This window comes from uncultured Nostoc sp. (genome assembly GCF_964245445.1).
Taxonomy (GTDB): Bacteria; Cyanobacteriota; Cyanobacteriia; order Cyanobacteriales; family Nostocaceae; genus Nostoc.
Window position 1 is genome coordinate 1 of record NZ_CAXTNE010000207.1, and the last position, 14,932, is coordinate 14,932.

Annotated in this window: 13 protein-coding genes, 2 tRNA genes, 3 pseudogenes and 1 other annotated feature; of the genes and pseudogenes, 6 read left to right on the plus strand and 12 right to left on the minus strand. The window is 43.6% G+C overall.

Translation table 11 applies throughout. From position 1 onward, the window contains the following. Together ACFE90_RS27020 and ACFE90_RS27025 are read left to right on the plus strand one after the other, a co-directional pair. A partial coding sequence (locus tag ACFE90_RS27020) for a dihydrolipoamide acetyltransferase family protein (protein WP_375505502.1) occupies positions 1-767 on the plus strand: 767 nt, incomplete at its 5' end. Positions 768-924: 157 nt separating this feature from the next. Continuing rightward, positions 925-1,188: pseudogene (locus ACFE90_RS27025) on the plus strand (hypothetical protein); the annotation flags it as partial. 70 nt (positions 1,189-1,258) lie between these two features. On the opposite strand, the gene ACFE90_RS27030 reads toward ACFE90_RS27025, so the two are convergent. After that, positions 1,259-2,071 (minus strand): class I SAM-dependent methyltransferase, encoded by an 813-nt coding sequence (locus ACFE90_RS27030; protein WP_375505503.1) that lies wholly within the window; start codon positions 2,069-2,071, stop codon positions 1,259-1,261. A 107-nt stretch (positions 2,072-2,178) separates the two neighbouring features. Continuing rightward, positions 2,179-2,634, minus strand: coding sequence for a helix-turn-helix domain-containing protein (locus ACFE90_RS27035; protein WP_375505504.1), 456 nt, complete (start codon positions 2,632-2,634; stop codon positions 2,179-2,181). Between the two features lie 111 nt (positions 2,635-2,745). Here ACFE90_RS27035 and ACFE90_RS27040 point away from each other — a divergent pair. The 3 genes and pseudogenes from ACFE90_RS27040 to ACFE90_RS27050 all read left to right on the plus strand — a co-directional run. After that, positions 2,746-3,564 (plus strand): annotated as a pseudogene (locus tag ACFE90_RS27040) (class I SAM-dependent methyltransferase); the annotation flags it as partial. Next, entirely contained in the window at positions 3,561-4,289 is a 729-nt protein-coding gene (locus tag ACFE90_RS27045; protein ID WP_375505505.1) for an HAD family hydrolase, read from the plus strand. The pseudogene ACFE90_RS27040 and the gene ACFE90_RS27045, both read left to right, overlap by 4 nt. 66 nt (positions 4,290-4,355) lie before the next feature. Then, a tRNA-Ala gene (locus ACFE90_RS27050) sits at positions 4,356-4,428 on the plus strand. Positions 4,429-4,905: 477 nt separating this feature from the next. Here ACFE90_RS27050 and rplL read toward each other — a convergent pair. From rplL to rplS, 8 genes are all read right to left on the minus strand, one after another. Further along, on the minus strand, positions 4,906-5,295 hold the full coding sequence (gene rplL, locus ACFE90_RS27055) for a 50S ribosomal protein L7/L12 (RefSeq protein ID WP_375505506.1): 390 nt from the start codon (positions 5,293-5,295) through the stop codon (positions 4,906-4,908). Positions 5,296-5,368: 73 nt separating this feature from the next. After that, a complete protein-coding gene (gene rplJ, locus ACFE90_RS27060) occupies positions 5,369-5,983 on the minus strand; it encodes a 50S ribosomal protein L10 (RefSeq protein WP_375505507.1) in 615 nt (204 codons plus the stop codon). 63 nt (positions 5,984-6,046) lie between these two features. Next, positions 6,047-6,215: a sequence feature (ribosomal protein L10 leader region), on the minus strand. Positions 6,216-6,304: 89 nt separating this feature from the next. Continuing rightward, on the minus strand, positions 6,305-7,018 hold the full coding sequence (gene rplA / locus ACFE90_RS27065) for a 50S ribosomal protein L1 (RefSeq protein ID WP_375505508.1): 714 nt from the start codon (positions 7,016-7,018) through the stop codon (positions 6,305-6,307). A 116-nt stretch (positions 7,019-7,134) separates the two neighbouring features. Further along, positions 7,135-7,560, minus strand: a complete 426-nt coding sequence (rplK, locus tag ACFE90_RS27070; protein ID WP_100898684.1) for a 50S ribosomal protein L11 — start codon at positions 7,558-7,560, stop codon at positions 7,135-7,137. Positions 7,561-7,566: 6 nt separating this feature from the next. Beyond that, positions 7,567-8,208 (minus strand): transcription termination/antitermination protein NusG, encoded by a 642-nt coding sequence (gene nusG / locus ACFE90_RS27075; protein WP_229492147.1) that lies wholly within the window; start codon positions 8,206-8,208, stop codon positions 7,567-7,569. Further along, positions 8,208-8,429, minus strand: a complete 222-nt coding sequence (gene secE / locus ACFE90_RS27080; RefSeq protein WP_104904953.1) for a preprotein translocase subunit SecE — start codon at positions 8,427-8,429, stop codon at positions 8,208-8,210. Before secE ends, nusG begins: the two co-directional genes overlap by 1 nt. A gap of 179 nt (positions 8,430-8,608) precedes the next feature. Continuing rightward, positions 8,609-8,681, minus strand: a tRNA-Trp gene (locus ACFE90_RS27085). A gap of 146 nt (positions 8,682-8,827) precedes the next feature. Then, entirely contained in the window at positions 8,828-9,190 is a 363-nt protein-coding gene (gene rplS / locus ACFE90_RS27090) for a 50S ribosomal protein L19 (RefSeq protein ID WP_300423384.1), read from the minus strand. A 154-nt stretch (positions 9,191-9,344) separates the two neighbouring features. On the opposite strand from rplS, the gene ACFE90_RS27095 reads away from it, so the two are divergent. Further along, positions 9,345-10,289 carry a glycosyltransferase family 2 protein gene (locus ACFE90_RS27095; RefSeq protein WP_375505509.1) on the plus strand — a complete coding sequence of 315 codons (945 nt, stop codon included), beginning with the start codon at positions 9,345-9,347 and terminating at the stop codon, positions 10,287-10,289. A gap of 425 nt (positions 10,290-10,714) precedes the next feature. On the opposite strand, the gene ACFE90_RS27100 is transcribed toward ACFE90_RS27095, so the two are convergent. Continuing rightward, a complete protein-coding gene (locus ACFE90_RS27100) occupies positions 10,715-14,470 on the minus strand; it encodes a beta strand repeat-containing protein (RefSeq protein ID WP_375505510.1) in 3,756 nt (1,251 codons plus the stop codon). A 3-nt stretch (positions 14,471-14,473) separates the two neighbouring features. Continuing rightward, positions 14,474-14,912: pseudogene (locus ACFE90_RS27105) on the minus strand (DUF4347 domain-containing protein); the annotation flags it as partial. Positions 14,913-14,932 lie beyond the last annotated feature (20 nt).

The window sequence follows — 14,932 nt, forward strand, 5'->3', positions numbered from 1 at the left end:
CAGTTGCCCCACCAGCACCTGTACCAACCAGCGCCCCAGTTGCACCCCCAGCACCTCGCACACCAGCACCCGCGCCAGCAGTAGCGGCTGTTCCTGGTCAAATCGTGCCTTTAACTACCTTCCAAAATGCTGTAGTGCGGAACATGGTAGCTACCATATCCGTGCCCGTCTTCCGTGTTGGTTATACAATTACCACCGATGGATTAGACAAACTTTATAAACAAATTAAATCCAAAGGCGTGACAATGACAGCGCTACTGGCGAAAGCTGTAGCGGTAACGTTGCAAAAACACCCATTGTTAAATGCTAGCTACTCAGACCAGGGTATTGTTTATCATTCTGATATCAACATTTCTGTAGCTGTTGCGATGGATGATGGCGGATTAATTACACCTGTGCTGCAAAATGCAGACGCAGTGGATATTTATTCTCTATCGCGTACTTGGAAGTCTTTGGTAGAACGTGCCAGGACAAAACAACTACAGCCCCAAGAATACAACAGTGGTACTTTTACACTGTCCAATTTGGGAATGTTTGGCGTAGATAAATTTGATGCGATTTTACCGCCTGGACAAGGTTCAATTTTAGCGATCGGAGCATCTCGCCCACAAGTGGTAGCAACACCCGATGGTTTATTTGGCGTGCGGCAACAAATGCAAGTCAATATTACTTCTGACCACCGGATTATTTACGGTGCCCATGCTGCGGCGTTCTTGCAAGATTTAGCGAAATTGATTGAGACGAATCCTCAATCTTTGACAATGTAATTTTGAAAAGACACCAAATTTAAATGTTAGCGCTATCAGCGAACAGGAGTTTTTCGTAGAGTAGCGCTAACAATAAATAATGCCTACATTTAAATTTTATGGACAAACTATGTGGTGATATCATGTCTCTACATGAGTTTATGTCCAAACTATCAAAGTGACATACGACAACGTCCTGAAATATCTGGTTGAGCAGTATCCAGAAGATTTTATCCGCTACTTACTCGCATCTGAGGCAACGGATATCCAAATTATCAAAACAGAATTAAATCAAGAACCAATTCGTGCCGACTAAGTAACTTTTTTGCAAATTGCCAATCAAATACTGCATTTAGAGTTTCAAACCCTAGCAGCATCGACTCCATCTTTGCCACTGCGAATGTTAGACTATTGGGTGCGGCTATATCGACAATATAATTGCGATTACTAGATTTTGCCAATGAGGCTGATTTAATGAATTGGCTAAATACAATAGAAAATTAAAGTTTGCTCTAAACCTTTCTACCAGTTACAAAAAAAGTTAGATTTTCGTACCAAGCTCCTTGGTTTGTTGCTTCTGCTTCAATTTTTTGACTATATTCTGCTTTTAATTGTGCCATTTGCTCTGATGAAACCTGTAATAAGGGATTTTCTCTGGGATGAAACCATCCTCCATTCCATTCTTTAGCTTGCTCTAGATTGCGATAGAAACCTAATTGTTGGGTCTTCACTTCAATATCTTGAAAACCAGCTTCTGCAAGCAGATGATGACACTTTTCGGGTGTACCTGTCGGCTCATTGATACTTGTTAGCGAAATGCCATGTTTATCACAAATTTCGATTATAAATGGCGCTCCACAAGATTCCTCAGAACAACAAGAAAAACCGACAGTTCCCCCTGGTTTGAGAAAACGATACCATTTACGTAGAGCAGCAGGAATATCTTTAAAATAGACTATTGCTGTAGAGCAAAGAATTACATCGAAACTCTCATCATTAAAGTCAATATATTCAGCGTCGGCTTCAATAAGTTCGATATTTTGTAAGTCTAATTCTTCAATTCTCTGTTGTGCTTGAGCTAGCATCCCTGAAGAGAAATCTACTCCAGTGACTTTTCCTTCAAAACCGATAATTTTTGCAACAGCAATGGCAATGATACCTGTGCCCGTTGCCATATCCAATACTTTTTGTCCTTTTTGCAGTTGAACTAAATCTAGTAGAGGCAGAGCGCGATGAATTGTATAATCATTGTCATAGCTAGTTCTGCTATCGAAGAAATCAATTACTCTTTTCTTATACTGTTGTTCGTATTGGCTATTTTGCATGATATTCTCGATTTTAACTGGTCAATTATGAGAATAAATTGTGAGTGAAACTTCTGTCTTCTGAAAACTTGCTTTCAAAATGTTGAAATCTTGCAAAATCCCAAAATTTATATCATTTCTCTATATGCTTTGGGTGTGATTCCTATATGCTTACGAAAAAGGGTAGTAAAGTTGCTTTGGCTAGAACAGCCAACTTGAAGTGCAATTTCGATAATAGCTAATTGAGTATAAGTCAGTAAAAATTTAGCTCGCTCAATGCGACATTGAATAACGTATTGATGTGGAGAAAGACCCATTAAAGCTTTAAACCAACGACAGAATGAATAAGAACTCATATTCACTAGACTAGCGAGTTCTACCAACGTTAATTCTAGTGCTAAGTTGTCATAAATATAATCAATTACCTCCCGTAATTGACGCTTAGAAAGATTAACCTCAAATGCAATTAGTTGCCGTGTTCCAGAATAAGTTTTGAGGAGATGGGCTGCTAAAGCGATCGCAACTGATTCACCATATAGTTTACCAGATGGACATCCGGCTTCAAGCTCTGCTTTGAGTGCCATTCCCAGATGAAGAATTTGGCGATCGCAGACTCCGCGCTGCGGGATAATTTCGATAGTGCGTAGCCCGTCGTAGACATCGCTCCCAACGATCAGCTCATCTGCTACTCTCTTAAAGATGGATTACGGCGTTACGCTGATAGTATTGACTGGGAGAAAGAGTGCGATCGCTATCGACGAGATGATGTGATAATTCCCCCGTACTACAGCAGTCAAAACTTTCACGGGATTGCAGGCGGATATCTTAATTACGGTGCAGCAGTGACTTACGATCCGATTACCCAATATGTTCTGCCACCGAATGAAAGTATTGTCCGTCAGGCTTTAGTTGATGCCGTCAAGGTAAAACCACGACGCATACTCGATTTAGGCTGTGGTACAGGTTCCACTACTTTAATGTTAAAGCAAGCTTTCCCCCAAGCGGAAGTTATTGGTTTGGATTTATCACCCTATATGCTGGTAAGGGCAGAAGATAAAGCTAGAAATGCTGGTTTAGATATACTCTGGCGACACGGGAATGCTGAAAAAACTGGTTTGAGTGACGCAACATTTGACTTAGTGACAGCTTCTTTGCTATTCCACGAAACACCAGATGCGGTGTCTCTAGCAATTCTGCGCGAAAGCTTCCGGTTGCTGGTAGCTGGAGGGCAAGTATTAATTCTAGATGGGAATCAGAAGACTCTGCGTCAGTTAGAATGGCTTAATGATGTTTTTGAGGAGCCATATATTCGTGAGTATGCTGCTGGTAGCGTGGACGCGAATATGGGTGCAGCCGGATTTGAAGCTGTGCGATCGCACGATGTATGGTGGATAAATCAGGTAACTAGCGGCGTTAAACCAATAGCAAGCGAAAATATCCGTCGGTATACTCCCACATCAATAGATAATGATTTGGAGGGACTTGGATCTCCAGCATTTGGCATAACGGCATGAGTTTAAAGGCAGTTCTCTTTGATTTTAATGGTGTCATCATTAACGATGAGCCAATCCACCTGCAACTGATAGATGAGATTCTCATGAAAGAAAATCTCCAACCCCAACGGGTTAATGAGCGTCAAGCTTCTTTAGGACGCAGCGATCGCGCTTGTTTTCAGCAATTACTCGCTAATCGTGGTAGAGTAAATGACGAAAACTATTTAACTCAGTTGCTGTACCGGAAAGCCCAAGCGTATGTGGTAGAACTAGAGAAAATAGAGAGACTGCCTTTATATCCAGGTGTAGAAGATTTAATATTTCAGGTGCGATCGCGTCATCTGAAACTAGGATTAGTCAGTGGCGCTTTTCGCAAAGAAATAGAACTGGTACTCCATCGAGCTAAACTAGCCGAACATTTTAAAATTATCGTCTCTGGTGATGACATCACCACCAGTAAGCCAGAACCCGATGGTTATTTACTGGCAGTAAAACGTCTGAATCAAGAATATCCCGAATTGAATCTTCAACCACAGGAGTGTCTGGCAATTGAAGATACTCCAGCAGGTATAGAAGCGGCGAAGCGATCGCAGATGCAAGTTGTAGGTGTAGCGAATACTTACCCATTCCACATGCTCCAACGCTGCTGTAACTGGACTGTTGATTATCTCAGTGATTTGGAACTTGAACGGGTACAGAAGGTTTATTCTCAAAAACAGCCTCAACCATCGATAACTGAATGTTAGAATACTAAGTAGGTGATAGTGTATTGAGTTAATGAGTAATATTACTCTTGACTTTGCAGAGATTTTGGGGAATTAGCTCAGTTGGTAGAGTGCTGCGATCGCACCGCAGAGGCCATCGGTTCAAATCCGTTATTCTCCATTTGTCCTGTACATTAAATAATTATTGTCCATTTTAAAGAATTAATGTCCATTTTTTCCAAGTTCAGGGGCATAAGTTACGTATTTTCGGTGCTTTCAGCAATCAAATCAGTTTTAAAGAATTATTGTCCAAAATCAGCCTGTAAAACTCGGCTAAATATATGTTTTCTAATTTAATTTATTACAGCAAGCCCAAGGCTCTTAAATTACAAGAGTAGCTTTCAAGCACTTTATTTGCAGTCTAATAAAAAATTTACTACCTCTTGTTTTGCTGTTTTCACCTAAACAGAGGCTCCGCTAATATATAGCTGCGTTTTTACGTGCGATCGCTGTCAGTGCGATCACTATACTAGATGCGGAGGTGCGAAGATTTTGGCGAGGATTGACGGAATGCTATGCAGTTGACATTAAAGAAAAATCCAAAAAAAAGGAGCCTAACTTAGGCTCCTTAATAATAAAACTGGTAATAGAATTGTGACTACTTAACAGTTACCTTACCGCCAGCTTCTTCGATGCGCTTCTTAGCATCTTCAGCAGCATCCTTAGCAATACCTTCTTTAACCGCCTTGGGCGCAGCTTCTACCAAGTCTTTCGCTTCTTTCAGACCCAAACCGGTCAATTCCCGGACAATCTTCAGTACGGCAATCTTCTTATCAGCTGGGACTGATTCGAGAATCACTTCAAACTCGGTTTGCTCAACAGCTTCCTCAGTAGGAGCAGCACCAGTACTAGGGCCTGCGAACGCTACTCCAACAGGTGCAGCAGCACTCACGCCGAAGGCATCTTCAATTTGCTTGACTAACTCAGAAGCTTCCAGCAAAGAAAGGGTTTTTAGTTGTTCTAAAATTTGATCGGTTGTAGCAGACATTGATATAACTCCTGTAATTTTTGATTATTTATTAGTCATTAGTCATTAGCTTTTGACTGATGAACCAAGAAGTCTATTCAGCAGCAGTTTCGGTGCTGCTATCAGCTTCACTAGCGGTTTCGGCGCTGCTATCTTGTACAGCAGCAGTTTCGGTGCTACCACCACTTTGCTCTTGTTCAGCCACAGCCTGCAAAGCACGAGCCAGCGAACCAGGAACTTCGTTGATACCCACAGCAATCTTGGTAGCCAAGGCGTTGATAGCCCCAGCAATTTGGGCGATGAGTTGTTCCTTAGATGGCAAGTCTCCCAGTACCTTGACATCAGGTTCTTTGAGTAGGCGACCTTCCAGTACACCACCACGAAGTTCTGTCTTCTTGCTGACTTTTTGGAATTCTTGGTATGCCTTAATTGCCGATGAAAAATCTTCTTTTACCAGCAAAAAGGCGGAAGAACCGTTAAGCAATTCCGACAAAGGCTGCCATTTTTCATCATCTTTAATGGCAATGCCCATTAGAGTGTTCTTCGTCACCTTACAAACAGTGCCACTAGGACGCAGCCGCTGCCGTAAGTCTGTGATTTCAGAAACTGTTAGCCCCTGATAGTCAATTACCAGTGCCAGAGTTGACTGACTCAAAGTTTCTTTGAGGTCAGCTACTATCTCTTTTTTATTTTCTAGTGTTCTACCCATTCCAATCTCACCTCCTTAAAATAATCGGTGAAGTGCCCTATTTGTACCTTTCTTCTAAACCTGAACCCAAACAACAAACCCCAGCTAACTTAGCCGGGGTTGAGTATTAAGACTCTTGACGCCATAGTTATCACACCTTTATGGGTGGTAATTCTGACTATTAGAGTTTTAACCTCGGCAGGATATTTAAGTTGTTAGCACCTGCTGTCTCCGGCTTTGCCTATTTAATTAGGTACTGGTGATTGGGTATTGGGTACTAGGTATTAGATAACCAAGATTAGGTATTATCCCCAGTCCCTAATCCCTAGTCCCCAGTCCCTTTTACGCTGCTTCGCTCAGTTTCAAATCTCGTAGAGCGGTGACATCAATTTTAATCGATGGCCCCATTGTGGCTGACACATAAAATGTACGCCAATAACGACCTTTAGCCCCTGAAGGACGGTTACGGTCAATCGTCTCCTGCAATGCCTTCAGGTTGACTAACAAATCTTCAGGCGAGAATGTTGTCTTACCAAACATAACATGGACAATACCAGTTCGGTCAGCTCGGAATTCTAATTTACCAGCTTTGAATTCTGCGATCGCACTTCCTAAATCAAACGTTACGGTTCCACCCTTGGGCGATGGCATCAAACCACGCGGCCCAAGCAACTTACCCAGCTTTGCCACCTGTGGCATCACATCGGGTGTGGCAATCAGCTTGTCAAAATCCAATCTACCTTTCTGAATTTCGTCAATCAATTCTTCTGAACCGACTATATCAGCACCAGCGTTGCTTGCTTCGTTCACTTTTTCGCCTCTGGCAATTACCGCCACCCGGACGATTTGTCCTGTACCTTTAGGCAATGCTACCGTTGTCCGCAACTGTTGGTCTGTATACTTAGGGTCAATTCCCAGCCGGATATGCGCTTCCGCAGCTTCGGTAAATTTAGCTGTTGCTGTGTCTTTCAGAAGGGCTAAAGCCTCTAGAGGATTATAATCCTTATCTTCTACTTTTGCTTGCAGTCCTTGCAAACGACGCGATATTTTTGGCATTTTGTTCTCCTGGGGTAATTCCGAAGCCTCGCCTCTCCCCCGATAATTTTTGGTTACTTATTCTCTGTCATTTGTCCTTTGTCATTTGTTATTCACCAATGACCAATGACCAATGACTAATCCGTGATTGTTACACCCATATTTTTAGCCGTTCCTGCCACAATCTTCATTGCCGCGTCTATGTCGTTGGCATTAAGGTCGGGGAGTTTCGTTTGGGCTATTTCTTGCAATTGGGCTTTGCTAATTGACCCAACCTTCTTTTTGTTGGGTTCATTCGAGCCTTTTTCAACTTTCGCCGCCTTCCGAATCAGCACTGATGCTGGTGGCGTTTTAAGGACAAATGTAAAACTCCGGTCTTCAAAAACCGATATTTCTACAGGTATCACCATTCCGGCTTGGTCTGCTGTTTTGGCGTTGTACTCTTTGCAGAACATCATGATGTTAACGCCATGTTGACCCAAGGCGGGTCCCACTGGCGGTGCTGGGTTGGCTTTTCCAGCATTCAGGGCCAGTTTAATGACCGCCACTACTTTCTTCGCCATTTGTATTTAACTCTGTTTCTCTACCTGATTAAATTCCAGTTCTACTGGTGTATCCCTGCCGAAAATTGAGAGCAAGGCTTTAAGTTTACTCCGTTCTGGAGAAACTTCAATTACCTCGCCTTCAAAATCTTTAAATGGGCCAGAAAGCACCATTATCTTATCACCAGTAGCCATGTCAATTTTGAGAACCGGCTCTTGTTCGCTGGTTTGTTTGAATATGCGTTCGACTTCTGAAGAACTCAGTGGTATGGGGTTCACATGACCGCGACCCTTACTGCTACCACGTTTTTGTTCTGCACCCACAAAATTAATTACATGAGAGGTGTTTCGTACCACCTGCCAGGTATCATCATCCATCATCATCCGCACCAGCACATAGCCAGGGAAAACTTTTTCTTCTGTATGCTGGCGACTGCCATCTTTGCGGATTTTCACCGCCGGCGTTTGCGGAATTTCTACCTGAACGATTTTGTCGGCTACATCAAAAGTTTGAATGCGTTGCTCTAAGTTAGTCTTTACACGCTTTTCACAGCCTGAGGCTACTTGCACTGCATACCAGCGTGCTTCTTTTGACGCTGCTTCTGCTGTTTCTCCTGTTTCCTCCGACTGCAACGTGGAGTTGCGAGGTTCATCTGTTGCAAAAGTCATCAGAACACCTGTTGTGCTGCCCAACGAAATAATCCATCGACCAAGTATATCAAAGATGCCGAGAGTGCCACCATTAACAACACAGCGGCGGATTCGCTCACTATTTGTTTCCGACTGGGCCAAACTACTTTTTCAAGTTCTTCTTTGGTTCCCTGTATGAAGTTGTTAAAGCTAAACCCATTTGTGGTTTCTGGCAATTCTGCTTCACTTTTTTTGGCCACGACCCTTAATTCTCCCGTTTGTCACTCAATTTTGGTCATCCAGGTTTGCAGTTTCGACTCTATTTCACTTACTGAAAGCAAAACAACTACAAATACAATAAGTTTACCCGAAATTATTATCGCTAACTGCTAATATAGCAGTTGCGTAATTATTTCGGGCTTTGTTTTTTGCTCTTGAGCGCGCCCTGGAGGACTTGAACCCCCGACATCAGGTTTTGGAGACCTGCGTTCTACCAACTGAACTAAGAGCGCACAAGCTGTTTTTGATTCAGTTATTGCACTGAACTAAATTTTCAGTTGAACGCAACACGCGATTTTTATCATACCTCAATTTCGTCAAAAAAACAAGTTAGCGGCAGATGCCGCTTAAGATTTCTCTCATACTATTGAAGGACGAATCACAAAGGGCGGTCAAACCGTTGTTTGATTCGGGTTGCCTTACCTACGCGATCGCGGAGATAATACAGTTTAGCACGGCGTACCTTACCACGACGTAATACTTTGATGCTGTCAATCCGGGGAGAATGCAACAGAAACACCCGCTCAACGCCTACACCTTGAAAAACCTTACGAACTGTAATCGTTTCGTTGATGCCACCGTTGCGCTTGGCAATCACTACTCCCTCGTAGGGTTGTACGCGGTACTTTTCGCCTTCCTTGATTTTCACTCCGACTTTTACGGTGTCGCCCACATAAATGTCGGGCAGATTCGATTTTATCTGTTCCGCTTCAATCGAGCGGATAATCTCTTGAGCGCTCATAGTCTTTGGTGTCTGCTTAAAAAAATCTCACGATCATCAATGATAAATCGATAATCCTATTTCAGTCTACTTGTTAGGATTGATAATTTTACTGATACAACAGCCTAAAGTTCAAAGCTATATTGCAGAATGCCGTAACACAGGGATGAAATTTATGAAATTTAGCGTCGTCATCAGTACCTATAATCGCTTAAATTTGCTACAAAGAGCAATTGAATCGGCTCGTAACCAAACAATGGAGTGTGAGGTGGTTGTTGCCGATGACTGTTCTTCTGACGATACCCAAACCTATATCAAAAGCTTAGGGGACAAGGTTGTTTACCATCGTAACGAAGTGAACCAAGGCCATGCAGCAACGGTAAATGCTGGAGTTGCTAAAGCTAATGGCGATTGGATTAAGTTTTTAGATGATGACGACTATTTAGCACCTAACTGCATAGAAGAGATGATTAAGGCGATCGCACTTCGTCCCGATGCTGTAATCTGCTCTTGTGTGGCGGCTCAGGTGGATGGCAATGAAGTTGAACTTAGCCGCACCCCCCAAGTTGGCCCCGGTTTAGCTTTTTATATCCCACAAGCCGATATTCACTACGGTATGCTCTTAGAGCTTGTACCATTTGGCACGCCTGTACAAGTAGCTTCTCGACGTGATGCTTTTCTAAAAACTGGTGGCTGGGACTCCACACTTGATGCTAACTGTGATGATATAGATTCCTGGATTCGGATTGCTCAGTTTGGCGATGCTATTTTCTTTAATCAGTGTCTTGCTTACCGCACTGTGTGGCCAGGTGCTTATAATCAAAAGTTTTCTTTGTCTCGACGGTTAGCTACAAATATTTTGATGAAGGAAAAAATTTACGCCTTGGTAGATGAGCAACATCGCTCAAAGATTCCTCATCTTCAGGATATAAAAAATTACCTGAAACTCCATTGGATTTTAGTAGCACTGAAGCAAAAAAATATCAAGAGTTTTCTTTCAATGATCGATCCGTCTATAATTTCTCCTCAGTCTTGGAAGTTTTTGCTAACTGCTGCCTCATCACGCCGTTCTCAGGGAAACAATTCTCAGGTTCGCAAACTTGTGTTGATTGAGTCGTAACTTATTAAGTGACGATGGTTTTTGCTGTTAAAAAATTAGCATTTACAAAAGTGAATAAGTAGATAAACCTTCGCTAAGTTGAGAACCGTAGTTTTTGCCCTCACCCTAAATCCCTCTCCCATATCTGTCCGAGTGACTTTGAAATTCTGGCTCCCTTTGGACTATATATGGGGGATAGGTTGGGGGATCAGGGCAAATCCTTTTGAAGACAGTTGAACTATAGGTTTCAAGATAGACGTGGTTTAATTTCGTAAATTGGTGACGAATTAAGAGTTGAAATTGAAATGTAACGAGAAATCTGAGCAGTAAAAGCTGCTGCTCAGATTTCTGTGAGGGCGCAAAGTCTGTTTTCGTCAATTCGCTATGAACTTATGCAATTTAGTACTGGCATGTGTATTCCCGCCATACTATGCTAAATCTGAGCGCTAGACGATGACGTTACTACCGACTACCAGATTTGTCGCGGTGAAATTATCCAACGTTGCGAAGGTGTTAAAAGAAGAATAACTAGGACTATAAGAAATAAGGACTTCAACTAGTGTAGAAGTACCCGATTGCACAAATTTTAGGTGGCCATCACCGATGGGATTGCTGCTACTGTAGCCCTGACTCTTAAACAGGTCAGTGAAAACTAACTTATCCTGGCTCTGATTAAAGTCTGTGATTGTAGTATAGGAATACCTGATTTGGTAGATGAACTGGTCATTACCGCTACCGCCAGTCAAGGTCTCGGAAGCTTCACCACCAACAACAAGAATGTCATCACCAGCACCGCCGATTAGGCTATTATTACCTCGACCACCAACCAGAGTGTCATTACCAACACCACCAAGCAGGGTGACGTTACCTTCACCACCTCGTAATAGGTCGTTACCACTCAAGCCGTCGATGCGGTCATTACCCCCCTCACCATTAATAACATCATCTGAGTTGTCAAAGCCATTGACATTGTTGTTCAGGTCATTAAGAAAGGTGACTGTGTTTTTGTTGAATATGCTGGTTTGGGTGGAGTTGGCATTGAAGACATCAAAGCTGTCACGAATGCTGGTTTGCCCATCAAACAAGATATTGCCCACTGCCCATAGGTTGTCTAGGTTTTCCAGGGGAAAGTTTTGCAGGATAATTTTGTCATCAGCCACCCCTTCAAAAGTAACTTCTAGATTGTTACCATTCTGGGTGAGTAGCAGATTTTGGGCTGTCAACCCACTACCTTGGAATTTCAGGGTATCCAATTCGCTAATAACTGCTGCCGATGGATTTGAGCCTTTACCTAGCCCACCAAAATCGGTGATGGTATCAACGCCGTCACCTAAGTTGTAAATAAATTTATCTTTGCCGCCGCCACCAGTTAGAATGTCGTTGCCTTGATTACCTGTGATAGTATCGTTCCCAGCTTGGGCGTTAATTATGTCAGAAATAGTGTTGCCCACTAGATTATCAGGGTCATTGGTTCCATTCACCCCGTTAAACTCTAATGCACCAATATCAACCGTATCCTCAGATATTCTGTCAAATCCAGCGCCGCGCTGGTCAGTGGTAATACCTGGTGGAATCAGGGCATTATTGCCTGCGTTAATGGCAGGACTATTCCCAATTAAGGCATTAGTCAACGTTGTACCACCGTTATTTTGCAGGGCGCTGAGTTTGGGATCAATAGGGTTAGCGTTGGTGCCGACAAGGGTGCTGGCACTAAAGCCAGTGCTACCTGTGTTGTCGCCAATTAGGTTATTTCCAGCGTCGGTGAACTTGCCGGAAACGTCGCGGGAATAACTGGAAAAGTCGCGGGGATCATCAGAATAAACTGTGTGGAAATTACCTGCAATAATGGTATCGCCAACGATAACACTGCCGCCATTACTGAGAATACCCCCACCGTTGCCAATAACACCGCTATAGCTAAAGCCCTCTGCTACGTTATTGGTAACGGTGTCATTGGTGAGGGTGAGAGTGCCACTGTTAAGGATGCCGCCGCCGGTATAAAGTACACTATTATCAGAGACAGTGCTGTTAGTCAGGCTAAAAGTACCTGAGTTAGAGATGCCACCGCCGTCTCTCGCGCTATTATTAGAGATAGTGCTGCGAGTGATATCGACGCTGCCTGAGTTATAAATGCCACCACCATAGGATGGATAAGGGTCAGGGCTGCGATCTGAGCCGTTGGCGGACGCGCTATTATTAGAGATAGTGCTGTCAGCTATACTTAGGTTGCCTGTGTTGAATATGCCGCCCCCGTAGGCAGTGTTGTAAACGACAAATGCACGATTATTAGAGACACTGCTGTTAGTTAGGCTCAGGTTGCCTTTGTTAAAGATGCCTCCGCCTAATGATGACCCACTATTACCAGAGACAGTGGTGTTAGTAAGGCTGAGAGTGCCTTTGTTAAAGATGCCGCCTACTAACCCCGTATTGTCTGAGACAGTGCTTCCCGTCAGGCTAAGGCTGGTTTTGGTATTGAGCAAAATACTGTCCAAGGGGTCATTAGCATTAGCAATCTTTAAAGCATCAATGCTGGCATCTGTGCCTGTGCCTGATATCTCGAACACGCCTGAGAGATTATTCCCGCTAATGGTGAGGTTGGATGCCCCAGTCCCCAAAATCGTAATATCATCGGTAATCGTTAATTTCCCAGAGGTGAGGGTAATGATATCCGGGGTGGCATCGGTGAACACGCCTGCAAAGGTAATCGTATCTGCCCCAAGGGTCGCATTGGCATTGAGAATAGCCTGCCGCAATGATCCTGCCCCAGAATCGTTGGTATTAGTCACCACTGTGTCAGTATTAACAACAGGTGGGTTAGTTGTGGGGGTCTGGACTTCATAAGCACCAATATCAACAACACCGTTGAATATCCGGTTAAATTGAGTGCCGCGTTGGTCAGTGGTGACACCAGTAGTAACTAGGGAATTCTTGCCAGCATCAATAGCGGGGCTACCCGCAAGTAACGCCTGGGTAAGGGTTGCACCACCGTTGTTTTGCAGCAGTCCGAGTTTGGGGTCAATGGGGCTAGCACTTGTACCGACAAGGGTGCTGGTGGTAAAGGCAGTGCTACCAGTATTATTGCCAATCAGGTTATTGCCGGAGTCAATCAGTCCACCACGCACGTCGGGGTCTATATCACCGGAGGTGGAGTTGTCTAAGTTGCCTGCAATGATGGTGTTATTAACTTTGACGTGATCAGAAGAATCACGGTAACTAAAAACACCGCCGCCATCGCCAGTACCATCACCATCTGAGTCAGCTGTGTTGTTATTAATTGTGCTGTTGATTAAGGTCAGCCTGTTGTCTTCATAGATGGCTTCGCCATTATATATACCACCGCCATCCTTTAACGCTGTATTGCCAGAGATGGTGCTATTAGTTAGAATAGCTGATCCGGCATCATAATCTACACCTGCGTTATAAATGCCACCGCCATCCTCTAACGCTGTATTGCCAGAGACAGTGCTATTGATTAGCCTTAGAGTACCACCAGTATAGATACCACCGCCGAAGTTTGCCGTATTGCCAGAGACACTGCTGTTAATTAGGCTGAGAGTACCAATTTTATCACCAGAAGCGTCATTAAAAATGCCGCCTCCAGCATAATTATTGTAGGCAGAACCACTGTTTCCCCCGGTATTGCCATAAACACTGCTTCCCGTTAGGCTGAGACTACCACCATTATAGATACCGCCTTGCGTGTTGCCAAAGACACTGGTGTTATCAAGACTGAGGATGCCGCTATTAGAGATGCCACTTCCTGCTGTATTACCAGACACACTGCTGTTAGCTAGGCTGAGAATGGAATTTCTATTAACCTTAATACCGCCGCTAGCGATCGCCAGTCCATTAATATTTACATCTGTTGCTAGTCCCGATATTTCCAATACTGTAGAGGCATTATTTCCATTCACAGTCAGATTAGATGTTCCAGTCCCCAAGATGCTTAGATCATCGGTAATTGTCAGTTGTCCAGAGGTAAGGGTAATGGTATCTGGAGTGGTATCTGTGAATATTCCTCCAAAAGCGATCGCATCATCCCCAGCAGTAGCATTGGCTAAGTTAATTGCTTCCCGGAGTGTCGTGATGCCGTTATTGCGATCACCATCATCTGTGTCCCCAGTATCATTCACCGTGAACGTCGTCAGTACTCCTGCGTAAGCTTGACGCGTCGTTTCTGCAAATGCTAGAGTCACTTCCATTTGGGCAGTACGTACTTCCAGTTCCCAGTTTCCGCCTAATGCTGCACTGCCTATCAGGTAACGGGAAGCGGCAATTCGCTCCTGTAAGTTGGTGCAATTTGGCAATAAATTCTGCCTCCACTTCACCAAAAGCTACATTGCAACCATAAATGAGCAAGTTGGCTATAGATGTTGTAGCGGATGTAACTAATGGGTTATCGGTTTTGGACGAGGTGGAAAATATCTTCTGCCATTGTTGGAGTTGCTGGCTATGATATTCAAGGGTTTCGAGTCCCAAGTGAGCATTGCCTAGTTGTAAGTTACCAGGGGTACCGTGGCAAACAATATGAATGCTGCTAATATTTTGGTCAGCGCGAGTTGCTAAAATTTCCGTAATTTGCTCAACGCCGTTCTTTGTCGAGTCAATAAGGGGTACAGCCGGGATACGTGCAAAATGGGACACGTTGTAAAGTTTTATAAAAA